The following is a 23,295-nucleotide window of genomic DNA, read 5'->3' as shown; positions in this document are numbered from 1 at the left end:
AATTTCAAGAAGTTCAGATTTCTCTGTTTTATCAATCCTGTAAGTCCCACATATGGGACTGAAAGGGCGAAGCTATGCAAGAAAGTAAGTATAAAATGAAAAATGTTCTTTTCCTAACATTAAAAACTTTCAGTTTTACGGGCGGAATAGAAAGAGCTTGCAGAACACTTATACATGCTCTTTATTTAATTAAAGGTAATAATATAAGTATATGGTCTATGTATGATCATCAATCTGATTTAGATGAAAGGTATTGTAATCAGGTACTCTTTAAAGGTTTTGCTTCTAAAAAATTTAGCTTTTCATTTACAGTTATCAAAAACGCTTTCAAATTCGATCAGATTATTTTAAGTCATATTAACCTTTTGGTATTTGGTTTTTTGATTAAGAAATTAAAACCATCTGCTGAAATTATATTATGGGCTCATGGAGTAGAAGTATGGAGGCCTTTATCATCATGGAAAAAGAAATTTTTACAGCAAAATGCCACCCTTTGGGCTGTAAGTAATTATACCAAAGAGCAGCTTATGAGGCTGCATAATATTCCTTTGTCATCCATTAAAATCCTAAATCACAGTGTAGACCCTTTTTATTATATTCCTTCGCATTTAGAAAAACCTGTTCATTTACTTAATAAGTGGAAACTTAATGTTTCTTCTTACGTATTTTTCACACTTACAAGATTATCTTCTACCGAACATGATAAGCATTATGATAGCGTAATCAGAGCTATATCACGCCTTAAAAAAGAACATTCTGATATCATGTATTTTATTGGAGGCAGGTATAGTAATGATGAATATCTTAGGTTAACTACTCTCATTAAACAATACAATGTGCAGAATAACGTAAAATTATTGGGTTTCATTCCGGAAAATGAAATAACGGCTCATTACCTATTGGCCAATTGCTTTGTCCTTCCCAGTAAAAAAGAAGGTTTCGGAATTGTATTTACTGAGGCGGCAATAAGTGGATGCCAGATTATAGGCGGTAATGCAGATGGTAGTACAGATGCCTTAATAAATGGAAAACTGGGACAATTAGTGAATCCGGAGGATGAACATGAAATCTATCAGGCGATGTACCACGCTATACAACAAAACAATCATCAACCAACAGAGCAGCAGAAATTAGCATTACAATATTTCAGTTTTGAAGTATTTAAAGAAAATACCCAACGGCTACTTAACGCTTCATAGGAAATACAACAATGAATCATCAACAACATGAATGGATTATAGAGCCTCAAAGTTCACTATTCGATTTAAAACTTAAGGATACATGGGCTTATCGCGACCTTTTATGGCTTTTGGTAAGAAGAGATTTTGTTGCTTTTTATAAACAAACCATTTTAGGTCCATTATGGTTCTTTATTCAACCCCTACTAACCACCATTATCTTTACTTTTGTATTTGGAAACTTAGCAGGAATTAGTACAGACGGATTGCCCAGACCTTTATTTTATATGGCCGGGATTACTGCTTGGAATTATTTTGCTGATTGTTTAACTAAAACATCCACTGTTTTTAAAGATAATGCCAATATCTTTGGAAAAGTATATTTTCCTCGCTTAATTATGCCTTTAAGCATTGTAGTAAGTAACCTGGTACGATTTGGAGTACAGTTCTTACTGTTTTTAATGGTAATGGCCTATTATTATTTTATCGGAGCAAAGTTTAACATAACCTGGGCTATTGCATTATTCCCTGCAATAATTACACTTATGGCTTTATTAGGTTTAGGTTTAGGAATGATCATTTCTGCTCTGACTACAAAATACCGTGATTTAGCTTTTTTAGTAACATTTGGAGTACAACTATTGATGTATGCTACTACGGTAATTTACCCTTTAAGTACGGCTAAAAGCAATTACCCTGATTATGCATGGCTTGTTGAATACAATCCTATGACACCATTAATCGAAGCATTCAGGTATGGCTTTTTAGGACAGGGTACATTTTCATGGTTTTATTTTGGATATACAGCTGTTATAACTCTTATTGTTCTGTTTTCGGGTATTATCATTTTTAATAAAGTAGAGAAAAATTTTGTAGATACGGTTTAAATGTCTCCGCTGTTCAGTGTACTTATTGCAAATTATAATAATGGCTTGTATATTAAGCAATGTATTGACAGTATTCTACAACAGGATTATTCCCATATAGAGATCATCATTGTAGATGATGCCTCCACAGATAATTCAATTGAAATCATCACACCATACTTAAATCAATATAATCATATTAAACTCTTTAAAAATGAAATAAATAAAGGCGTAGGTTATACCAAGAATTATTGTATTGCTAAAGCAAATGGCGATATATATGGTTTTGTTGATCCCGATGATACAATAACACCTGAGGCTATTAGCATAATGGTAAATGCTCATTTGCAGTATGCACAGGCATCTTTAATTTATAGCAACTATTTTCTTTGCGATGCCTATCTTACTATAAAACAAGTATGTGATTCTAATCAGGTTATAAACGGAGATCGTCATTTTTTTAATGATACTAAGGAGTATATAAGTCATTTTGCAACATTCAAGAAAAAATTTCTTGAGCAAACACAAGGTATGAATCCTTCTTTAGAGTATGCCGAGGATTTGGATTTATACTTAAAACTCTATGACATAGCACCTTGCATCCATATCCCTCAGCCACTTTACTATTATCGTATCCATAAAAAAGGACTTTCATCACTCAAAAATGGCAGCCAGTCTCAATATTGGCGGTGGTTGGTAATGTCAAAGCGGGCAGAGGAAAGAGGTATTAGTTTGGAAAAAAAATTTTCTGATACCTTCATCAAGAAAGAAAGCATAAAATTCTACTTAAGTATTGACCAATTTATAAGAAAAAGTACTTTGTTTAAAACAACAAAAAAAGTATTTAAACGATAGTAAATGCTGTTATCTATCATTACCATAAACTTAAATAATGCTGAAGGCTTTTTAAACACTGCAAAAAGTATTATTCATCAAACCACAAATCATTTTGAATGGTTAGTAATTGACGGAGGCAGTACCGATGATAGTGTTAAACTTATCCAATCATTTGAGCAACATATTGACTACTGGATAAGTGAACCTGATAAAGGAATTTATCAGGCTATGAATAAAGGGATTTATCAGGCCAAAGGTGATTATCTGTTATTTCTGAATAGCGGAGATGTTTTATATAATGAATATGTATTTACAAAGCTTATTCCCTTACTTCAAAGGGAAGGAATTTATTATACTAACGCAGCAAATCAAGGCTTATCTACCTCAAAAATCAATGTCATTAAATATCCTAAGCAATTAAATACTGATTTTTTTATTAAGCGTTCTTTAAATCATCAGAATTGCATAATAAGTAGATCATTATTTTTAAAATATGGTTTTTACGATGAGGATTATCAAATATCCTCTGACTGGGATTTTACTGTACAACTCTTTATTAAGGGCGAAACATTTTCTTACATAGAAGATTTGATTATCAGTTGTTTCAATATAGATGGTATTTCAAGCGATTATAAAACAGTGGCAAGAGAACGCAAAGAAATCATACAGCAAAAATATCCTGCGTATCAGCTGCAATACCAACAGTTCTTAATTAAGAAAAACAGCTTGTTACTTCGGTTTAAAAATAAAATTAGACGAACCTTTTTCCATCGTTTTTCTATGCCTTAACTTTTATGCAGAATATAGCTATTAAAGTAGAAAATCTATGTAAAGCATATCGGCTTGGAGAAATAGGCTCCGGAACCATCAGTAAAGATTTAGCGCGTTGGTATGCCCGTTTACAAGGGAAAAAAGATCCTTTTCTTCGTATAGGAGAGACCAATGAAAGAGCAAGCAAAGGAAATTCAGATGTTATATGGTCGTTAAAAGATATTAGTTTTGAGATAGAAAAAGGCGATACAGTAGGAATTATAGGTCGTAACGGGGCAGGCAAAAGTACTTTGCTTAAGGTATTAAGCCGGGTTACCTCTCCTACTACGGGGCGCATTACGGGTAAAGGTCGTATAGCATCTTTGCTAGAAGTTGGAACGGGTTTTCATCCTGAGCTTACTGGCCGAGAAAATATATATTTAAATGGCAGCATTCTTGGAATGCGCAAAAAGGAGATTACCCGAAAATTTGACGAAATTGTGGATTTTGCAGGCGTAGAAAGATATATAGATACACCCGTAAAACGTTACTCGAGCGGAATGTATGTTCGTTTAGCTTTTGCTGTAGCTGCACATTTGGAAAGTGAAATTCTCTTTGTTGATGAGGTATTAGCTGTAGGTGATGCAGAATTTCAGCGAAAATGCTTAGGTAAGATGAATGAGGTAAGCAAGGGGGAAGGAAAAACAATTCTATTTGTGAGCCATAGTATGGATAGCATACATTCACTATGTTGCAAGAGTATTTTACTTAAACATGGCCAACTGAAATGTTTCGATACTTCTGAAAAAGTAATCCCTCTTTATCTCAGAGACAGTGAAGTTCTGCCTAAAAAGAGCGGTACAGGAGAGGTTAATGTAAGCTCTCTTACGTTGAGTGATAAGGAAGGAAGTAGTCTAGATTTCCTAAACGCTTATCAGGAAGTTTATCTTTCCTTAAACGTCCATTGTAAGGTTCCTGTTAAGGATGTAAGTTTTGCCATATGTTTTAACAATGTCCATAAATTAAGAGTATGCAGCTTATGGACAAATTTTACCGATAAAACTTACAACTTAGAGCCTGGCAATTATACATTAGTCTATAAAATACCATCATTAAATCTTATCCCTGGTTGTTATGAACTGGTAACATATATTGAAAGTAAAAGCCACGTTATAGAACGCATCGATGATTTTAAAGAAGTTACTGTTGGATTAAATCAGGATAGCCCCAAAAGAATAACAGAACTGATAAGTACAACAGGAGTATATTGGCAGAACTTTACAGCCGAACTCCATAGAAATAATGCTTAAAAAATTATACAGAAAGATATCCGGATTTTCTGTTTTTTATAAAAAGACAATACCTTATTGGTCTGAATGGGATCAAAGAATAGCTGATGTAATCGCTTCTGAGGACAATCATTATATACCTAGAGTAACCAATGCAGGAAAAATATTTGACACCTACCAAATAATGCATAATGGTTTAAAAATAATTAAAGGAAGCTATTATGGAGAAGGAATAACCAAGATGCTTTCAGATAATAAAGGTGTTCATGAACCTCAGGAGGAGAAGGTGTTTCAACAAGTTCTGAACACCTTGTCTCAAAACCCTGTAATGATAGAATTGGGATCGTACTGGGCTTTTTATTCAATGTGGTTTCTACAGCAGCACCCAATGGGTAGATCTTACCTGTTTGAGCCTGATATACGGCATCTGGAGTTTGGAATAAAAAATTTTGAACTCAATCATTTTAAAGGCGACTTTACCCATGCCTTTATAGGAAAAGAATTTTATAACAACATACCTCCTATCCTTACAATAGACCAGATTGTAGAAGAAAAGAAAATATCCTTTATAGATATATTACATTGTGATATACAGGGTTATGAATTAGAAATGTTAATTGGAGCGCAGAATACTCTTAAGCAACAAAAAATAGGGTATTTCTTCATTTCAACTCATTCAAATAAACTTCACAGAGATTGTTTAATTTTTTTAAAAAAGCAGGACTTTATCATTATATGTGAATGTGATCTTCAACAAACCTATTCAGTAGACGGCTTAATTGTGGCTAAAAGTAAAGGTTACAAAGGCATAGAAAGTATCATAATCAGTAAAAAAGGTGTCTTCAACTAAGCGTTTTATTAAAAGATATATAATCAAGCCTGTTTTTAACCAGTTTGGTTTTTTTTTCTATTGCCGACAAAAGATTTTCTTTCCCCGAAATAGCCTTATTTTTAGTAGGGCGATGAATGAAGGTCACTATGAAGAAAATAATATAGCTCTGATGCTCAATCTTATTAAACCAAATACAATGGTATTTGACATAGGAGCCAACATAGGCTTAATGTCTATTCCTGTTTTGGCCTCATCAAGCTCTGTAAAAGTTGTTTCTGTAGAACCATCACCTAATTCATTTCCATTTTTGGCAAAAACACATCGCTTAAGCGATTTTCAAAACAGATGGACCATTTTAAACAAGGCGGTGTTCAACTATGAAGGCGAAGTAAGTTTTAAACTTGCTAGTAAAAAAAAGAACTCTGCTTACGAAAGTATATTAGACACTCAAAGATGCAGCTTTTCAGATACCATACAGATAGAATGTACCACTTTAGATAAAATTTGGGAAAGCCACAACAAGCAGGAAGTATCATTTATTAAGATGGATATTGAAGGGGCTGATTTGCTCGCTCTACAAGGGGCAACAAACTGTATAAAACATTGTAAATCAGCAATTTTAATAGAATGGAATAAGAAAAACATTATCCCCTTTCAGCTAAAAAACACGGACCTGATCTCTTTCGCTAAAAACATTAACTATTCTTTATACGCCTTGCCTTATTTTAACAAGTGTGAGGATCTTACAGATCTGGAACTTTTCTCAAAAATCTATGAGAACTTTCTTTTATTGCCCAATAAAGAAGATGAAATTGCCAGCATTGATCATAAAACTCATTCTTTAAATGTCGAACATAGCTATTAAAGCAGAAAATATAAGTAAAGCCTATCAGTTAGGAGAAATCGGTACCGGAACCATTAGTAGAGATTTGGAGCGATGGTATGCTCGTGCCAGAGGAAAGGAAGATCCTTTTTTACGTATAGGTGAAACAAATGACCGGACAACCAAAGGTAAGAGCGATATTGTATGGAGTTTAAAAGACATTAATTTCGAAATAGAGCAAGGTGATGCTGTTGGCGTTATTGGCCGTAACGGTGCCGGTAAAAGTACGTTACTCAAAGTATTGAGCAGAGTTACCTCTCCCACTACAGGCCGTATTACCGGTAAAGGTCGTATAGCTTCCTTATTAGAAGTCGGAACAGGTTTTCATCCTGAATTAACCGGACGTGAAAATATTTATCTTAATGGGGCAATATTGGGCATGCGTAAAAAGGAAATTACCCGTAAATTCGATGAAATTGTAGATTTTGCTGGTGTAGAACGCTATATTGACACACCAGTAAAACGTTACTCCAGTGGAATGTATGTTCGTTTAGCCTTTGCCGTAGCAGCGCATTTAGAAAGCGAAATCTTAATTGTTGATGAGGTACTTGCCGTAGGGGATGCTGAGTTTCAAAAAAAGTGTCTGGGTAAAATGGGAGAAGTAAGTAAAGGCGAAGGAAGAACCGTGTTATTTGTTAGCCATAATATGGGCAGTATTAAAAATTTATGTAATAAAGGGATACTTCTTAAGTATGGGCAGGTAGAATACCAGGGCGGTGTAGATAAAGTTATAAACAAATACAGTCAAATCAACCAAGATGAAACTAACATTGAATATAAAAATGATAAGGATCAGGAAGAAAGGATAAGTCAAATCTTTTTAACAAATTCCAAAAATGAACGAAAAGCATCTATATCCGAAATTAATGAAGCTTACTATCTAAATTTTGAATTTAAATTAAAGAACAAATTGAATATTAATTTTGGCTATACCTTATATACTTCTAGTGGAGAAGCATTATTATCAAGTCCAATTTTAGCAAATTTTAACCCACATAAAGATTTATTCCACACCAAAATTGAAATTCCGCACCGCCTTCTTAAAGCTGGCACTTATATGTTAGAAGGAGCTCTATGGAGAAATGGAGGGGATGTAATAGAGAAAAAAGATAATTTCATGCACATCATCGTTGAACCGAGGAATAAAATCGAAATGGAAGGTGGCTCTATTAGAGGAATCTTACAAAATCCTCACGATTGGATAATTTATGAATAATTTTTTAATTGTTGGTGCCGGCTTCTCTGGAGCAGTAATTGCAGAGCAATTGGCAAAAAATCCCAATAATCAGATTACAATTTTAGAAGAACGTAATCATATCGGAGGTAACTGCTATACCGAAAGAGACACCAAAACAAATATAATGATCCATGTATATGGCCCTCATATTTTTAACACAGATAACATAGAGGTCTGGAATTACATCCAACAATTTACAGAACTTAAACCTTATACCAACAGAGTTAAATCTGTTTATAAAGACAATATATATTCTCTTCCTATAAACCTACACACGATCAATCAATTTTTTGGAAAAACATTAAACCCTGAAGAAGCAAAAGAGTTTATAGCTAGTCTAGGTGATCAAAATATTAATGAACCTCAAAATTTTGAAGAACAAGCTTTAAAATTCATAGGAAATGAGCTATATAAAGCATTCTTTTATGGCTATACAAAGAAACAATGGGGTTGTGAACCTAAAGAGCTACCTGCAAGCATTTTAAAAAGGCTACCTGTTCGTTTCAATTATAATGATAATTATTACAGTACTTCACTTCAGGGTATCCCTATAAATGGATTTACAGAAATATTCGAAAAAATGCTTGATAGCCCTAATATTAAAGTAGAGTTAAACACAAAATTTGCTCCCGCTGATTATCAGGTGAATAATTATGATCATATTTTTTATACAGGCCCATTAGATGCTTTTTTCAACTTTAAATATGGGAGATTAAGTTACAGAACCGTATACTTTGAAAAAAATTATGCAATAGGAGATTATCAAGGTAATGCCGTAATCAACTATGCAGATGAAAATATACCATATACGCGTATACATGAACACAAGCATTTTACGCCATGGGAACATCATAACGCAACCGTTTACTTTAAAGAATATAGCAAAGAAACAGAGGCAGCAGATACACCCTATTACCCTAAGCGATTAAACGAAGATTTAAAAAAATTGGAGCTTTATCAGGCAGAGGTCCAAAAACTGAGCAATATAACTTTTTTGGGTCGATTGGCGACGTATAGATATATGGACATGCATCATGTAATTGCTGAAGCACTTGATATTGTTAAAAACTTCACCATATGATAAAAGATAAAATACTAATTTATGCCCCTATATCATATGATTATAATGCTGGAGGACCAACGGGCTTCATATCCCAGAACTTACTGGATAAACCCCGAGAATTGTTTATACTTTCTAATGATTTAGTAAAAAAATATGGCTTATATAAAAAAATAACACATACACTAAGTCAAAAGCTCACAAATAAATCATATTGGGAAAGACATTTCAATAATATTAAAGCATACAGATACCAATATATATATTTTCATGACTGTAATGTCTTTAATACCGTAAAACATAAAATATCTAGCAAACAAACTGTTATACTACAAGCACATTGCCCTGAATTGCCATCAGAAGAAGGCAGGTCTATGGGCTTTGATCAGGAAAAAATCAAGGAAATTATAAATGCTGAACAAAGCGCATTTAATAGAGCTGATATATTGGTATTTCCTAACGAACATATTTTACCTATATATTCTCCTTTAATAAATAAAAATAGCCAGATAGAATATATATTATCAGGAGCGAAAGCATCCAATGATTTAAAAACTTATCCTCTTGCAGAACAAAAAATTAACTTGCTTTACATTGGCAGGCGTAATAAAATAAAAGGATTTGATATTTTATTGGATACTTTTAAAATGATTTCCAGAGAAAGATCTGATTTAAATCTTATCGTGGTAGGTACAGGAGAAGATGTAAGCAACCATGATCTAGGCATTTATGATGTAGGATTTTCATCGAACCCTAATAATTGGTTTAATAGCGTAGATTATATTATCAATACCAATAGGCAAAGCTATTTTGATTTATCAATTATTGAAGCATTATCAACTGGTACCCCCATCATTATGAGCAATAATTTTGGCCATAAATATTTTGAGGATAAAAGCTCGTTGATACATACTTATGATATTAATAATCCTGCTGAACTATACAATATCTTAAATGGAACTTTAAGAAAAAAAAGAACAGAAACTGATAATCTGCTTCTTTTTCAAAAAGAATTAACAGATAAAAAATATTTCTCAAGGTTTGAAGCCTTCTGTAAAAAACTTATATAAATACATTTTCACAAAACACTAATTTATCGTGTTTAAAATAAGTGCTGTAATTTCTGCTCATAACCCAAGAAAAGACTATTTCCCTAAAGTTCTAGAAGGGTTAAAAAAACAAGGAATGCCATTAAATGAATGGGAATTAATCATTATTGATAATATGTCCAAAGAAAAACTGGAAGATATCTATCAAGTAGATTGGCATCCTAATCATCGATTTATTGTCGAAGAAAACTTAGGACTAGCCCATGCTAGAAAAAGAGGATTTGAAGAAGCTGTTGGAGATTTATTGATCAATATTGATGATGACATCATCCTCAATCCAGATTATTTAGAAAATGCGTGGAAAATATATACTCATTTTTCCTTTATAGGTGTATTTGGTTGCCAAATTAAACCTGACTTTGAAAAACCTCCTGTGCTGAAGATTGAACATTATGGTAATGCACAGCGCATCATAGAGCAAGATATTTGGTCTAACAATATAAAAGAGTATTTATCTACTCCGTTTGGAGCAGGTATGTGCTTAAGAAAAGAGGTCTATAAAGCTTACTTAAAAGTATTAGAAACAGATAAGTTTAGATTAAATTTAGGTAGAAAAGGGGAAGAACTTCTTTCATGTGAAGATATTGATATCGTTTTCTTTACATGTCAGATAGGTTTAGGCAAAGGAATGTTTAAAAGTTTAATCATCACGCACTTCATTCCAGAAAACAAAATGACTGTAGATTATCTAATAAAAAATACTTATTGGAACAGGTATTCAGCTACACTCCAAAATTATTATTTATTTAATGAAAAGCCCAAAGTGCTTACAATTACAAGTAAGATTTTAAAATTTATAAGGATAATGCGGATGGATAACTTTAGAAGAAAAATAGAATTAGCCAAGATTAAAGGAGGAAGAGATGCATGGAAAAAGTTACAATCTTAATTTTAGATGAAGATCTTATTTATAACAAATAATTCATTATTATATGGAGCAAATAAATCATTGCTAAATACAATATTGGGTTTAAGACAATATGATATTTCAGCATATGTGATTTTAAAAACCGATGGCCCTTTTGTTGATGAGCTTAAAAAAAATAATATTCCCTACTTCTTTATAGATTTTAAAGATTGCGTTCAATTCTTAAATAGAAATACTTTTATTTCTCATATAAAAAGATATAAGCGAGCAATCTTCAATAGGCTAATTCCAAATGTTAATTTAATTAAAGAATTTAAACCAATAATCTTTCAGAATAAAATCGACATTATCTGTTCAAACTCTTCTACATTTAATATTGGATTATTCGTAGCGAAAAAATATAAGAAAAAGCATATTTGGTATTTAAGAGAATTTGGTTTTAAAGATTATCATTTATACCCCGACTTTGGTTTCTCATTCCAGAAACTTCTTATTAACCAATTTTCAGATAGTGCAATTGCCATAAGTAAATCCATATTTGACCACTATTCCTACCCTTTCTTTAAGCATAAATTTTCAGTGATATATAATGGTATCTTTAATAAAGAGTTATGCCTAAATATATTTGAAAATAACCAAAGCCAATTAAATACAGAAAATCCTACCGTATCAATTGTAGGTGCGATCAATAAGAATAAAGGACAGAGTACAGCTATTTTAGCTATAAAAAAAGTTAAAGATTTATACCCTCAGATAAAGCTAAGAATAATAGGTGACGGAAACTTATCTGCTGTTTTAAAGTTAATAGAGGATCATGATTTATCGAAAAATGTAGAAATCATTAATTTTACCAAAGACATAATAGCTATTTATCAAAGTTCATCTTGCCTTTTAATGTGTTCAGCTAACGAAGCTTTTGGCAGAGTAAGTGTAGAAGCTATGCTTTGTGGTTGCCCTGTTATCGGCTTCAACTCTGCAGGAACTGCAGAAATAATTAAACACAATTTTAACGGGCTTTTATACAATAATTTAGAAGAGCTTGAAAAACATATACTATTTATTATTGAAAATCAGGAAGCAAGACAAAAAATCATAAAAAATGCTTTTAAAGATTCTCTCGAAAAATATACCACTGAAGAACATGCTTACCATTTCTTGAATCATTTAAAAACAATTAAATGAAATCGATTTACTTTTTCATTCCGGAGTATCCTAATCTTTATGATGATGGAGTAGTCTATCTGGGGGAAGGCTTAAATGAACTGGGATACAATCTATTTTCGAATAGAAATTATTGGAAAACATCACCACAAAGTGATAAATTTCTTTTCAATTTTAACCCTGATATATCATTTAAAGAATGTGATATAGTTGTAGTAGCATGCTCTTGGGCTAAAGATGTAGACATGATTTCTTACCAATATATAAGCCAGAATTTACCAAAAGATTTATTTGATAGTAACCGGAAGTATCTAACCGTATATATCGATAAATTCGATAATTATCGAACACTTTCTTTTGATAAAATCTTTAGAAACTTCGACATCATTTTAAAGAATAAATACAATAAAAAGACATTTCTACCGAGTAATTGTACTCCTTGGGTTCTAGGTTTTCAAAATAGGATTTTACAAGAAAGAACAGGGATTTTAATAGAAAATAAGCAGTATTCAATAGCAGTTAATTTTAATTATTCCCATCCATATCAACATCAATTACGGAAACTGGCTGAACAATACATTATTAACAGATTTCCAAAAGATATGATAGACCGAACAATTTCACCAAAGGAGCAACCAAATGATGAGTTTGGCCTTTTAATGTGGAAAAGCACTTTTGGGTTACATAATCGTAAGTATTACAATCACATTGAAAAAAATCTTATGGTAGCTGCATTCTGTGGTGAAATGATTCCCGGACTACCTTTTAATCCTTCTAAATATATGGTTGGAGGAAATAAAGCTAAAATAAAAAAGCACTTTTATACTATGCTATCAACGCTTTTAGGTAAAAAGCAAAGAATTATTCAATGGGATAGCTGGCGATTTTGGGAAACATTAGCTTTAGGATCTGTCCCAATTCATATTGATCTAGAAAAATATGGTGTTTCGTTACCTATAATGCCTGAAAATTGGAAGCATTATATCGGTATTGACTTAAACAATATTGATTATGCCATTGAACGTATAACAGAGGACAAAGAGGGTATTTATAAAATTGCGAAACAGGGACATCAATGGGGTATGGAAAATTACAGTCCGAAAGCATCAGCACAAAGATTTATAAACTTAACAAAATGATTAAAAGATTAATAAAAATCATCTGCAATTTTTTTGGACTGGATATTAAAATCAAAAGAATTAAAAAGAATGTTTCTCCAGAAAAGCAAAACATTAAAATAATAAAAGTAGGCTCTTTTGACCTATATGCCAATGAGGGACATCTTCTTGATTATTATTCAAAACATTATCCCAGCTTTAATCAAAACTTTGCAAAAATTTCAGTGCTAATCAGTCAGTATGCCCCTAAATCAACCATAATAGATATAGGAGCAAATATAGGGGATACTCTAGCTCTTTTAAGATCGAATGGTATAAGTAATAACGTCATATGCATAGAAGGAAATCCTTATTATTTTGAGTTATTAACCAGAAACGCTGAGCAATTTAAAAATGTAAGCCTAATTCATACCCTTTTGGGTGAGCAAGATAAAGAGATCAGCTCTATAATTGATACTAACAAAGGAACAGCTAAATTAATTACTTCAGAAGCATCTGATAAACTCCAAATTCAGGCACTTGATAATATTATAAAGGAAGAAGACATAAAATTGATTAAAATCGATACAGATGGGTATGATCTTCTAATCATAGAAGGTGCAATAAATACAATCAAAAAAACACAACCTGTATTGTTCATAGAATACAATTGGGATTATTTTTCTGAAAATAATTCCGATGGGATTAAGACGCTCTGCCATTTACACCAATTAGGATATGAGTATGCGTTCTTTTACGATAATTTTGGACGTTTCTTAACACATACAAACTTAAGAGATAAGGATTTACTGATCAATTTAGATGCCTATATTAGAAAAGGCCAAGGCGCATTTCACTACTATGATATTTGCCTGATTCACGGCAACGATAATCTATTAGCTGAAACACTTAAAAAAGAGCTTATGGATAATTAAACCCTGATTAATAATCTCATAAGTTTATATGCAAAGAATAAAATTTATAGGTTGGATAAGAGGTATTTCTATCCTTACGATTGTTGTATCTCATGTTATTGCAGTTCGTTTTTTCCTTCAGATCTTTCTTCCATAATTGATTTTTTTGATGATAACCTGATAGTAAGGTCTTTCTTTGTATTGAGTGGTTTTCTTATTACCTCTGTTCTTCTCAGCAAAGAAAATAAAAAAGAGAATATTAGCCTTAAAAATTTTTCTCTTGATTACTGGAACATTCATGGTCATTATTCGTCGAAGAGTAATTCTATTTGATTTGGTCATTAGTGGTAATATTCAGTAATACATTATATTATCCAATAGAACTTACATTCTTAAGATTGAAAAACAAATATATTCAAGAAGTATGACCTACGCCATACCAAGCAGTTTTCCGAAAATCCTCTTTATTGCAGATGAAATTCCTCAATCTGTAAATGCTGGTTCGATTCAGTTTTATAGATTATTTAAAAATTATCCTTCTGATAAATTATTAGTTATAGGCAGAGCATCTGTTCCATATGCTAAAACTTTAAGGTGCTCTTATTATACTCTAAAATATCCTTTGTTAGATAGACTCAGAAAAAGCAGATTTAGCTCTTATTTAGCAGATCTACATTCTTTAGGCTTGTTTCTTCCCACATTACCTCAACAGCTAAAAAAAGTAATCAATGAATTTGAGCCTGATATGGTTATAAGCTTAATGCAACTTATCACTTTTTATTATCCTGCCTATCATTATGCTAAACATCAACACATACCTTTTATATTATTCTGTCATGATGATGCAGAGGATTTTGCAAAACCACATAAATTCCTTAAAGAGCATTTAACCACGCTAAACGCAAAAATTTACCACTCTGCAAAAAAGCGAATATGTATCAGTCCGGAAATGGCAAAAACTTGGGAAGAAAAATATAAAGCAGAAAGTGATTTCCTTTATCCCACAGCATCTGAAAATATTAAAGCCAGAGCTGCTGAAAAAGCGAAAACTTTGATTAATGATAACCACTTAACAATCGGCTACGCAGGCTCCTTGGCTTATGGATATAGGGAAGGAATTAATGAAATTGTGCCTGTATTAGAAAACACCAATAGTAAGCTAAAAATATATAGAAGCAATGATCCGGGTATAATTAGCTCATCAGTTATTGAATTTGCAGGATTTGCGAAAACACCAGAAGAAACCTGGAACAGAATTACCGAAGAATGTGATGTTGTACTTTTACCCTATTCTAAAGAAAAAAAATTTGAAAATTTATACCGAACGCATTTTCCGAGTAAATTACCTGAATATTTAGAATTAAAGATGCCTATAATTGTTAATGGCCCCTCCTATGCCAACGGACTTAGATATGGGAAAACCAATAACATGTTTTTTAACACTACCTCCAATTCGGAATTAGAAGATATATTGAAGAAATTAGCAAGTAATACAGAGCTTAGAATAAAATCTATTGAAACTTCAAATAAAAGCCATGACTTTGAACCAGAGCTTATCATAAAAAAATTCTATTCAATTATTAATAAGGTGCTGCAATAAATTAATGAAAATATTTGGGCTATGTTTAGTGAAAAATGAAGCAGATTGTATTGAAGAAGTTCTTCAAAAAGCTTCTGTCTGGTGCAATAAGATTTTTGTATTTGATACAGGGAGTGAGGACAACAGCTGGGAGATTGTATTAAATCTGGCACAATCAAATAAATCGATTATTCCTTTTAAAAAAGAAGATAGAAAATTCAATAATTTTCTACGGGGTGAAATATTTAACCACTATAGAGATCTGGCTTCTGATGGAGACTGGTGGTGTAGATTAGATGCAGATGAAATCTATATTGATGATCCCCGCACTTTTTTGAAAAAGATTTCACCATCACATCATGTAATTTGGAGTGCTAGTTGTCAGTATTATTTTACCGAAAAAGATCTGGAGCAGTACAATACCAATCGGAAAGAATATGAGAATATGGAGCTGGAAGAACGTATAAGATACTATTTATGCAATCATTCTGAAGAACGTTTTTTTAAATACAGAAAAAGTCTTACCTGGTATCAGGGAGCATGGCCAAGACATTTAGGCATTGTGTCTCCTCATCGCATAAGATTAAAACACTTACAATATCGTTCGCCACAGCAAATACAAAAAAGATTAGTAACCAGACAAAAAGCAATTCAAGATGGCCATAAAAATTTTGCTAAATATTCCCTTGAAAAAAACTGGGAGGAAAAAGTTGTAAATTCAATAGATTACCATTTTGACCCATTAACTGGCAATCACATTATTGACGAAACAATGCTGCCAAGACATCTTGAACGTTGGGATAAAAGAATTTTAAAATATGTACTCCACGGAATGGGTATATTCCCTTAATTTTATTTTATGTATTCTGTAATAATAGCAACTTATAACCGAAAAGAGTCATTAAGGATTGTTATAGATTGTCTAAATAAACAAACTTTTAAACCCAAAAGCCTTGTAATTATTGATAGTTCTGAAGAAAGGCAAGACTATTTCTCTTCAGAAATATCTATCATTTATAAGCATGTAAATTACAAAAGTGCAGCAAAACAACGAAATGAAGGAGCCTTGCTTTGCAATTCAGATTATATTGTATTTTTAGATGATGACGTAGAATTTGAACCAGATTTTTTTGAAAGAATTTTCAATTTGGTAAAAGTAAAAAATATATTAATTGCTGGTCCTCGCCAAATAGGTGCCGAAATAAAAAAACCTGATTTATTACTCAAATTATATTATAGAATACAAGCTGGGTATATTGATGAAACTTATGGAGGCAAAGTATTCGGGGCCGGTATTAACTGCTATCCCTGCTATGAACATCAGCATCATGAGCTTTTAGAAGTAAACTGGTTACCTTCAACTTGCCTTGTTATAAAAAATTCTATATTTAACGAGGTTAAATTCCCAGACTTTGAAGGCTATTCTTATGCAGAAGATGTTTTTCTTACGGCCTCTTTAGCCAAAAAATATCCTGTTTATATTCTTAGAAATATTAGTTACCTGCACCACTCTATTACTACAAATTTCAAGGAAAATACATTGGCTTTAAATAAAATGAAGCTAAAAAATCAGAAAATTATAGCTGAACAAATTGTTGGTTTGAAAGGGATAAAATTGCAATCTAAATTTCTTCTACATAAGTTATTTTTGAGCTTGGCTTATCTTAAAAATAAAAAAAATAGTTTCTTACATATACGTTCTATTTGGCAGTAATGAAGATATTAGTAGGTATAGTTTCTAAAAATAGGGCTTCTTTATTACCCAAGGCTATTCAATCTGTTTTAAACCAATCTTATAAAAATATAGAAATTAGTATTTATGACGATTGTTCTGAGGACAATACTTACCTTTTAGAAAAAGAATTCCCTAATATCAATTGGATATTTAATAAGGAATCCAAAGGGTATTTATACGCCAGAAATAAACTAATGAGAGAAACTAATGCAGATCTCTATTGTAGCTTGGATGATGATGCTTGGTTCATCCACGGAAATGAGTTACAACTTGCAGTAGAACAATTCAGAAATCAGCCAAATTTATCAGCCATTGCTTTTGATATCTTATCTCCAGATAAACCCTCTCATAAAAAAACAGAAAAACCATTTTTTACAAATAACTTTATAGGTTGTGGACATATATTAAGGTTAAAAGATATCAGAAAGCTTAATTTCTATGAGCCAAACCCTGGCAATTACGGCGGCGAGGAAAAAGACCTCTGCATGCGCATCTTAGATTTTGGAAAAGAAATTTTGTACATGCCAGGAGTGCATGTATGGCATGACAAAACTAATATTGCCAGAAATCTGCCACAGCAATATCAATCGCAAGTTTGGAATGACCTCACTAATGCTTATAGAAGAATGCCTTTTCCTATAGTCATTTACGCTCTTCCTGGTAAAATGGTTAAACATATATTATATGGCCTTAAAAATAAACTTACCAAATCAGCTATTAAAGGAATTTTTAAGTTTATAAAGGGCTTTCGAAGTATTCAAAAAACCAGATCTCCTATTTCAAAAAATACACTCAATCTTTATATACAGAGATCAAAAGAAAATATCCATTAATGTTTATTAAAGAATTTGAAGGTTTTCGTGGTTTATTAGCAATGTGGGTTTTCTTTAGCCATATTTTGGCTTTTTGTGGTTACCCATGGGCGTCGTTTAATCACCCGTTTAAATTATTTGTTACAGGGACTTACGCTGTAGACTGTTTCATTATTTTGTCGGGCTTTGTGATTGCATTATTAATAGATCAAAAGAAAGAAAAATATCCCATATATATAAAACGAAGATTTTTAAGACTCTATCCCTTATACATTGTATGTATTTTTTTAGCATGCTTATTATACATTTTTCATTTTGTAGAGCATACGTATACTTTAAATGAATGGATCACGCATGTAGGATTGCACTTAACCATGTTACACGGAGTTATACCTGATAGCGTAATTAAAAATGCTCCGGGAGCAATTTTAAATCCAGCCTGGTCAATTTCCTTAGAATGGCAATTTTATTTGGTTATTCCTCTGTTTTTTTATTTTTTCAAGAAGTATCGATCAGTTACATTAATCTTATCACTGATTTTATCTTTTATTTTAATTGTAATTACACCAAGATTGGATAATTGGCATCACCCTTCATTTCTTCCCTTAAAATTACATTTTTTCATTATCGGAATAACTTCGTATTTCATCTATAAAACATTCACCAAAGAAATACTAAAATCAAATCTTGTGTCAATTTCAGATGCTATACTTCCAATAGTATTATTTATGTTTCTGGTATTCATAGGGTATTCTAAAGAATTTGGCATATTGGTTTTCTTAATATTCTTCATTTCAGTAATGACTAATAGAATTAAACAGAATTTTTTTAATAAAACTGTTTCTGATTTTTTCAACTTAAGAACAGTACAAAATTTAGGAAAAATTAGCTATTCCATTTATCTCATCCATGAAATAGTCCTTATTATAATTGTTAGAACTATAAAAATGCACATACCTAATATAACGAGTTTATTTTTGTTAATACTAACATCATTTATTGCAATCCCAATTACAATTCTATTATCATCCCTTAGCTACAGGTATATCGAAAAGAGATTTATAAAAAAGGGGAAAACCGTATGAATTAATTTTAAAAAAATTCTGTTTTCATGCTAATTATATTTGCTACTCATCCTATTCAATATCAAGTTCCCCTTTGGCAAGCCATGGCTAAAGAAGGTATTGATTTTGAGGTTTGGTATTTTACAGATTTTGGTTTAAAAAGTAGCTTTGATATACAATTTGGTAAATCTTTTTCATGGGATTTACCCATGCTGGAAGGGTATAAATATCGTTTCCTAAAAGTCAACGAACATGCTGCTCCGAATAAAGGCTTTAGAGGAATCGTTTTAAAAGATAATTTAAAACAATTATTAAAAGAACGCAAAGCCACTCATGTTTATATCAATGGATGGCAGGTATTGGCATACTGGCAGGTTTTATGGATAGCAAAGTCTTTAAGTCTCACAACAATTTTTAAAGGAGAAAGCAATGATATTAAACCTGTTTCTTTCTGGAAACAGATAATCAAGAAAATATTGCTATCGCAGTTTTTTGCCAGAATAGATTATTTCCTTTATATAGGCGAAGCCAATAAACGTTTATATTTAAAGCATAATATTAGTTCATCTAAGTTATTACCTGGATTATATTGTGTTGATAATGATAGATTTTACACTTCTTCTCTATATTATAAAGCTCAAGCTCAAATTATAAGAAACAATTGGGGAATCACCAAAGAAGTTTTTTGTATTTTATTTTCAGGAAAATTTATCCCCAAAAAACGTCCTTTAGATATTATTAAAGCTATAAAATTAGCTCAGTTGACACATCTTGTACATATTGTATTTGTAGGTGACGGGGAATTGTATGATGAGATTAAACAGCATACAAACGTCATATTTGACAAAGAAAATGGAATCATAAATACAATTAAGGAAAAGGAGGTTAACATTTCTATTATTGGTTTTTTAAATCAAACAGAAATTTCAAAGGCCTATGCTATTGCCAATTGCCTAATACTTCCATCTGATTATGGCGAAACCTGGGGATTGGTTGTAAACGAAGCAATGGCTTCAGGATTACCTGTTATTGTAGCAAATGAATGCGGTTCTGCCGAAGATCTGGTTAAACCATTAAGCTCTTCTTTGGTATATAAAACCGGAGATATTAAAGCATTGGCAAACTCCATTTTATACTTAATGAATAACCCGGCAGATCAACAAAAAATTCAGCAGCAGATCAACAAGTATACTTACCTTTCTACAATAAATTCTGTTAAAACATTATTAGGTGATGCACAAAAATAGACCTGGATATTTATTCTTTTTTATTCCTTTTGCCCTTTCATCTTTACTGAGCGATACACCTGCCTTAAGTTATATCATAGCTTGGCTTGGTTCGTTTTACATCTTTTATCTTACATGGTTTTCAAAAAATAGATTCATAAAAAATGATTTGCCTGTGGCATCTCAAATTATGAGACCCATATTTCTTTTGCAGCTCATTTTTGCAGGTTTTATGTGCTGTACGTCCATTTTCTATTTTTTAGATCATTTAGGATATGAATATTTTGTAAAAGTTAACCCTGGAGATTTTGTACCGAATGAACAGACATACTTAATCGCCAAATGTCAGCGTATATGCCTGCTGGCCCACATAAGCTTGGTATGGGGCATGTTGTACTATTCATCATTAAAGAAACCCAAAACAATATATATATTTCAAGAGAAACAATCGGATTTGTATTGGCTACGCATTGCTCTATTTTTTTATATAACGGCAATAGGGTTCCAATTTTTACCAGGTCTGTTACAGTTCTCCATTTATTTTAATAATATGGCCATTTTCTCTGCTTCCTTATTGTTATTAAAGGGTTTACGAACAAAAAAGACATTATGGATTGTTTATGGGACAACGATGTTCGGCCTTAATTTTATTAATGCAACACTTACAGGATTTAAAGAGCATATTATTGTGAACGTGATTATTTTGTTTGCTTTATTATTTCCTTACTATAAACGCGTTATTACTCTCGCTTCTATTCCAACAATATATATATTGTTATACATCCTACCTACATACGCAAGCATAGTTCGACAATCATGGAGTGGTGAGAAAACTGCTGTAGAAGCACGATCTGAAGCTTTAGAAACTATCTTTCAGGAAGATAACGAGGAAGTTATAGATAATACTAACTGGGGGTTTTTAACCAATCGTTTTTCTGAAATTGGTATGTTCACTCAATATGTAGCTTATGTACCTGCTCATCATGACTTTTACAAAACAGAAATTATACACAATGCCTTAATTGCGTTAATTCCCCGACAGTTTTATCCAAACAAACCTATCACAGAACAAGTTGCGATGGAACGTGTTTATGAAGCAGGAGTAGTTAGCCGACTTTCTCTTGTATCAGCTAAAACACGTCCGGTTGTTGATGCCTATTTATCATTTGGTTATATCGGCACATTTGTTTTTCTATTTCTTTTTGGATGCTGTGTCCAGTTTTTTAACGATACAGCTGAACGTTGGTTTGGCGGTTATGAATTTGGATGTATTGTAATATTTAACGGCTGCTTTCAAGGTTTGTGGCGCGGTAATAATTTCGAATTTATGCTTAATAACATGTTATATGGATTTATAACTATGGTTATTGTCTTCAGAGTTTTATTATGGACCGGCTATCTAACTAAGAAAAATTTATAACCAAACCTCAGAGAGTTATTAAGTTTTTCTATTATACTTTCTATCTTACCATTTTCTTCACTTACAATATTTCTATTTTCTGTTTAAACTATTCAATTACTCAAAAACCTCAACTTATGGTATAAATTTTGTTCCTAAATTAAAGAACCAGAAATACTTGCTCTATGGAAAAAGACCAAACTTTACAACTTGAAATTGAACGTTTACAACAGCACATTAAAACATTAGAGCAGCAAAATCAAATTTATAAAGACCGCCTTTCTTTATTAAAGGACACTGAATTGCAAACTGCAAAACTATCTGCCATTGTAGAATATTCAGATGATGCCATTATTAGTAAGAATTTAGATAGCATTATTACCAGTTGGAACAAATCTGCAGAACGGCTTTTTGGTTATAAAGCAGAAGAAATGATTGGCAGATCAATTCTTAAAATTATTCCTACAGAACGTCAGCACGAAGAAGTAATCATATTAGAAAAATTGCGTTCTGGCAAGCATGTAGATCATTTTGAGACCATACGAATGCGTAAAGATGGCAGCCTCATTCACGTTTCATTAACAATTTCTCCTTTAAAAGACGTGGAAGGAAATATTATTGGCCTTTCCAAAATTGCAAGAGATATTACAGATCGTAAACAAAATGAAGCCAATAAACATGACTTTGTTTCTATGATTAGCCATGAACTGAAGACCCCCCTTACCTCTCTCAAAACTTATATGCAGGTAATGCAGAAAAAAATTGAGAAGCAACCTGAAATTAATGAGTTTATTCCTATTGGGTTAGATAAAGCCAATCGTCTTGTTGATAAAATGGTTAAGCTTATACATGATTTTTTAGACGTTTCTAAAATCGAAGCCGGCAAGCTTTCATTAAACAGAATCGAATTCGATTTAAATGAGCTGATTAATGAAATTATTGATGACCATGCTTTCTTAAATACAATTCATACCATAACCTGTCAGTTTCATACAGAAAAGCTAACCATTTTTGCCGATAAAGACAAAATTACTCAAGTAATTACAAATCTATTAACCAATGCCATAAAATATTCCCCAGCGGGAGGAAACATTGTCATTGCCACTCAAAAACATAACAACAAAGCTTTCTTCTCTATAAGTGACGAAGGCTTGGGCATAGATCCTATTGATCAGCACCATTTATTCCAGCGTTTTTTCAGAAGCCGGCGTTCTAGAGAAAAACAAATTTCAGGTTTTGGCATTGGACTTTATCTGGTATCTGAAATTCTAGCACTTCATGGTTCTACTATTCGGGTTAAAAGTACAGTAAATAAAGGTTCTACTTTTTCTTTTAAACTCGATTGTTATGCAAAATCGCCCGGACTATATGGCCTAACCAAACAAAGCCTATTTTAAAA

Annotated in this window: 23 protein-coding genes; 22 read left to right on the top strand and 1 reads right to left on the bottom strand. The window is 32.1% G+C overall.

Annotation, left to right across the window (positions count from 1 at the left end; all coding sequences use genetic code 11):
- Window positions 1-95: 95 nt before the first annotated feature.
- The 14 genes from ACLHG9_RS02875 to ACLHG9_RS02810 all read left to right on the top strand — a co-directional run bounded on the left by ACLHG9_RS02875 (window position 96) and on the right by ACLHG9_RS02810 (window position 14,102).
- Entirely contained in the window at window positions 96-1,199 is a 1,104-nt protein-coding gene (locus tag ACLHG9_RS02875) for a glycosyltransferase family 4 protein (protein WP_410220019.1), read from the top strand.
- Between the two features lie 11 nt (window positions 1,200-1,210).
- Window positions 1,211-2,065, top strand: a complete 855-nt coding sequence (locus ACLHG9_RS02870) for an ABC transporter permease (RefSeq protein ID WP_410220018.1) — start codon at window positions 1,211-1,213, stop codon at window positions 2,063-2,065.
- Window positions 2,066-2,899, top strand: coding sequence for a glycosyltransferase family 2 protein (locus ACLHG9_RS02865; protein ID WP_410220017.1), 834 nt, complete (start codon window positions 2,066-2,068; stop codon window positions 2,897-2,899).
- Between the two features lie 3 nt (window positions 2,900-2,902).
- Window positions 2,903-3,670 (top strand): glycosyltransferase family 2 protein, encoded by a 768-nt coding sequence (locus tag ACLHG9_RS02860; RefSeq protein WP_410220016.1) that lies wholly within the window; start codon window positions 2,903-2,905, stop codon window positions 3,668-3,670.
- Between the two features lie 5 nt (window positions 3,671-3,675).
- Window positions 3,676-4,941 (top strand): ABC transporter ATP-binding protein, encoded by a 1,266-nt coding sequence (locus tag ACLHG9_RS02855; RefSeq protein WP_410220015.1) that lies wholly within the window; start codon window positions 3,676-3,678, stop codon window positions 4,939-4,941.
- Window positions 4,934-5,770 carry an FkbM family methyltransferase gene (locus ACLHG9_RS02850; protein ID WP_410220014.1) on the top strand — a complete coding sequence of 279 codons (837 nt, stop codon included), beginning with the start codon at window positions 4,934-4,936 and terminating at the stop codon, window positions 5,768-5,770. Before ACLHG9_RS02855 ends, ACLHG9_RS02850 begins: the two co-directional genes overlap by 8 nt.
- Window positions 5,771-5,882: 112 nt before the next feature.
- Window positions 5,883-6,617 (top strand): FkbM family methyltransferase, encoded by a 735-nt coding sequence (locus ACLHG9_RS02845; protein WP_410220013.1) that lies wholly within the window; start codon window positions 5,883-5,885, stop codon window positions 6,615-6,617.
- Window positions 6,598-7,851: an ABC transporter ATP-binding protein gene (locus ACLHG9_RS02840; RefSeq protein ID WP_410220012.1), complete on the top strand. Its 1,254-nt coding sequence runs from the start codon at window positions 6,598-6,600 to the stop codon at window positions 7,849-7,851. The genes ACLHG9_RS02845 and ACLHG9_RS02840 overlap by 20 nt, the downstream gene beginning before the upstream one ends.
- Window positions 7,844-8,953, top strand: a complete 1,110-nt coding sequence (gene glf / locus ACLHG9_RS02835; protein WP_410220011.1) for a UDP-galactopyranose mutase — start codon at window positions 7,844-7,846, stop codon at window positions 8,951-8,953. Before ACLHG9_RS02840 ends, glf begins: the two co-directional genes overlap by 8 nt.
- Entirely contained in the window at window positions 8,950-10,002 is a 1,053-nt protein-coding gene (locus tag ACLHG9_RS02830) for a glycosyltransferase (protein WP_410220010.1), read from the top strand. Before glf ends, ACLHG9_RS02830 begins: the two co-directional genes overlap by 4 nt.
- A 28-nt stretch (window positions 10,003-10,030) precedes the next feature.
- Window positions 10,031-10,930: a glycosyltransferase gene (locus ACLHG9_RS02825; RefSeq protein WP_410220009.1), complete on the top strand. Its 900-nt coding sequence runs from the start codon at window positions 10,031-10,033 to the stop codon at window positions 10,928-10,930.
- Window positions 10,931-10,936: 6 nt separating this feature from the next.
- Entirely contained in the window at window positions 10,937-12,091 is a 1,155-nt protein-coding gene (locus ACLHG9_RS02820; RefSeq protein WP_410220008.1) for a glycosyltransferase family 4 protein, read from the top strand.
- The gene (locus tag ACLHG9_RS02815; RefSeq protein WP_410220007.1) at window positions 12,088-13,209 is read left to right on the top strand and encodes a hypothetical protein; all 1,122 of its coding nucleotides are present in this window, start codon (window positions 12,088-12,090) and stop codon (window positions 13,207-13,209) included. The genes ACLHG9_RS02820 and ACLHG9_RS02815 overlap by 4 nt, the downstream gene beginning before the upstream one ends.
- Window positions 13,206-14,102, top strand: a complete 897-nt coding sequence (locus tag ACLHG9_RS02810) for an FkbM family methyltransferase (RefSeq protein ID WP_410220006.1) — start codon at window positions 13,206-13,208, stop codon at window positions 14,100-14,102. Before ACLHG9_RS02815 ends, ACLHG9_RS02810 begins: the two co-directional genes overlap by 4 nt.
- 117 nt (window positions 14,103-14,219) lie before the next feature.
- On the opposite strand, the gene ACLHG9_RS02805 is transcribed toward ACLHG9_RS02810, so the two are convergent.
- On the bottom strand, window positions 14,220-14,423 hold the full coding sequence (locus ACLHG9_RS02805; RefSeq protein WP_410220005.1) for a hypothetical protein: 204 nt from the start codon (window positions 14,421-14,423) through the stop codon (window positions 14,220-14,222).
- 82 nt (window positions 14,424-14,505) lie between these two features.
- Here ACLHG9_RS02805 and ACLHG9_RS02800 point away from each other — a divergent pair, with 82 nt between their 5' ends.
- The 8 genes from ACLHG9_RS02800 (at window position 14,506) to ACLHG9_RS02765 (ending at window position 23,293) form a co-directional block, all read left to right on the top strand.
- Entirely contained in the window at window positions 14,506-15,681 is a 1,176-nt protein-coding gene (locus tag ACLHG9_RS02800) for a glycosyltransferase (protein ID WP_410220004.1), read from the top strand.
- A 4-nt stretch (window positions 15,682-15,685) separates the two neighbouring features.
- Window positions 15,686-16,510 carry a glycosyltransferase family 2 protein gene (locus tag ACLHG9_RS02795; protein WP_410220003.1) on the top strand — a complete coding sequence of 275 codons (825 nt, stop codon included), beginning with the start codon at window positions 15,686-15,688 and terminating at the stop codon, window positions 16,508-16,510.
- 9 nt (window positions 16,511-16,519) lie between these two features.
- The gene (locus ACLHG9_RS02790) at window positions 16,520-17,374 is read left to right on the top strand and encodes a glycosyltransferase family 2 protein (protein WP_410220002.1); all 855 of its coding nucleotides are present in this window, start codon (window positions 16,520-16,522) and stop codon (window positions 17,372-17,374) included.
- Window positions 17,374-18,228 carry a glycosyltransferase family 2 protein gene (locus tag ACLHG9_RS02785; RefSeq protein WP_410220001.1) on the top strand — a complete coding sequence of 285 codons (855 nt, stop codon included), beginning with the start codon at window positions 17,374-17,376 and terminating at the stop codon, window positions 18,226-18,228. The genes ACLHG9_RS02790 and ACLHG9_RS02785 overlap by 1 nt, the downstream gene beginning before the upstream one ends.
- Window positions 18,228-19,292: an acyltransferase family protein gene (locus tag ACLHG9_RS02780; RefSeq protein ID WP_410220000.1), complete on the top strand. Its 1,065-nt coding sequence runs from the start codon at window positions 18,228-18,230 to the stop codon at window positions 19,290-19,292. Before ACLHG9_RS02785 ends, ACLHG9_RS02780 begins: the two co-directional genes overlap by 1 nt.
- A 26-nt stretch (window positions 19,293-19,318) precedes the next feature.
- Complete coding sequence (locus ACLHG9_RS02775) at window positions 19,319-20,518, top strand: glycosyltransferase family 4 protein (protein ID WP_410219999.1); 1,200 nt, start codon at window positions 19,319-19,321, stop codon at window positions 20,516-20,518.
- Window positions 20,505-21,917: an exosortase Y-associated Wzy-like protein gene (locus tag ACLHG9_RS02770; RefSeq protein WP_410219998.1), complete on the top strand. Its 1,413-nt coding sequence runs from the start codon at window positions 20,505-20,507 to the stop codon at window positions 21,915-21,917. Before ACLHG9_RS02775 ends, ACLHG9_RS02770 begins: the two co-directional genes overlap by 14 nt.
- A 164-nt stretch (window positions 21,918-22,081) precedes the next feature.
- Window positions 22,082-23,293: a sensor histidine kinase gene (locus ACLHG9_RS02765; protein WP_410219997.1), complete on the top strand. Its 1,212-nt coding sequence runs from the start codon at window positions 22,082-22,084 to the stop codon at window positions 23,291-23,293.
- Window positions 23,294-23,295: the final 2 nt, after the last annotated feature.

It is taken from the genome of Pedobacter sp. (assembly GCF_046462515.1).
In the GTDB taxonomy this organism is placed as follows: domain Bacteria; phylum Bacteroidota; class Bacteroidia; order Sphingobacteriales; family Sphingobacteriaceae; genus Pedobacter.
Note: the sequence above shows the minus strand (reverse complement) of the source record. Positions and strands in the feature narration are given on the sequence as shown.

Bases quoted from the DNA above. Each gene is read 5' to 3' on its own strand.
- ACLHG9_RS02830 (WP_410220010.1), top strand. From the start codon at position 8,950: ATGATAAAAGATAAAATACTAATTTATGCCCCTATATCATATGATTAT.
- ACLHG9_RS02860 (WP_410220016.1), top strand. From the start codon at position 2,903: ATGCTGTTATCTATCATTACCATAAACTTAAATAATGCTGAAGGCTTT.
- ACLHG9_RS02855 (WP_410220015.1), top strand. From the start codon at position 3,676: ATGCAGAATATAGCTATTAAAGTAGAAAATCTATGTAAAGCATATCGG.
- ACLHG9_RS02780 (WP_410220000.1), top strand. From the start codon at position 18,228: ATGTTTATTAAAGAATTTGAAGGTTTTCGTGGTTTATTAGCAATGTGG.
- ACLHG9_RS02815 (WP_410220007.1), top strand. From the start codon at position 12,088: ATGAAATCGATTTACTTTTTCATTCCGGAGTATCCTAATCTTTATGAT.
- ACLHG9_RS02870 (WP_410220018.1), top strand. From the start codon at position 1,211: ATGAATCATCAACAACATGAATGGATTATAGAGCCTCAAAGTTCACTA.
- ACLHG9_RS02820 (WP_410220008.1), top strand. From the start codon at position 10,937: ATGAAGATCTTATTTATAACAAATAATTCATTATTATATGGAGCAAAT.
- ACLHG9_RS02865 (WP_410220017.1), top strand. From the start codon at position 2,066: ATGTCTCCGCTGTTCAGTGTACTTATTGCAAATTATAATAATGGCTTG.
- ACLHG9_RS02790 (WP_410220002.1), top strand. From the start codon at position 16,520: ATGTATTCTGTAATAATAGCAACTTATAACCGAAAAGAGTCATTAAGG.
- ACLHG9_RS02770 (WP_410219998.1), top strand. From the start codon at position 20,505: ATGCACAAAAATAGACCTGGATATTTATTCTTTTTTATTCCTTTTGCC.
- ACLHG9_RS02840 (WP_410220012.1), top strand. From the start codon at position 6,598: ATGTCGAACATAGCTATTAAAGCAGAAAATATAAGTAAAGCCTATCAG.
- ACLHG9_RS02805 (WP_410220005.1), bottom strand. From the start codon at position 14,423: ATGACCAAATCAAATAGAATTACTCTTCGACGAATAATGACCATGAAT.
- ACLHG9_RS02765 (WP_410219997.1), top strand. From the start codon at position 22,082: ATGGAAAAAGACCAAACTTTACAACTTGAAATTGAACGTTTACAACAG.
- ACLHG9_RS02795 (WP_410220003.1), top strand. From the start codon at position 15,686: ATGAAAATATTTGGGCTATGTTTAGTGAAAAATGAAGCAGATTGTATT.
- ACLHG9_RS02800 (WP_410220004.1), top strand. From the start codon at position 14,506: ATGACCTACGCCATACCAAGCAGTTTTCCGAAAATCCTCTTTATTGCA.
- ACLHG9_RS02850 (WP_410220014.1), top strand. From the start codon at position 4,934: ATGCTTAAAAAATTATACAGAAAGATATCCGGATTTTCTGTTTTTTAT.
- ACLHG9_RS02775 (WP_410219999.1), top strand. From the start codon at position 19,319: ATGCTAATTATATTTGCTACTCATCCTATTCAATATCAAGTTCCCCTT.
- ACLHG9_RS02875 (WP_410220019.1), top strand. From the start codon at position 96: ATGAAAAATGTTCTTTTCCTAACATTAAAAACTTTCAGTTTTACGGGC.
- ACLHG9_RS02845 (WP_410220013.1), top strand. From the start codon at position 5,883: ATGAATGAAGGTCACTATGAAGAAAATAATATAGCTCTGATGCTCAAT.
- glf (WP_410220011.1), top strand. From the start codon at position 7,844: ATGAATAATTTTTTAATTGTTGGTGCCGGCTTCTCTGGAGCAGTAATT.
- ACLHG9_RS02810 (WP_410220006.1), top strand. From the start codon at position 13,206: ATGATTAAAAGATTAATAAAAATCATCTGCAATTTTTTTGGACTGGAT.
- ACLHG9_RS02785 (WP_410220001.1), top strand. From the start codon at position 17,374: ATGAAGATATTAGTAGGTATAGTTTCTAAAAATAGGGCTTCTTTATTA.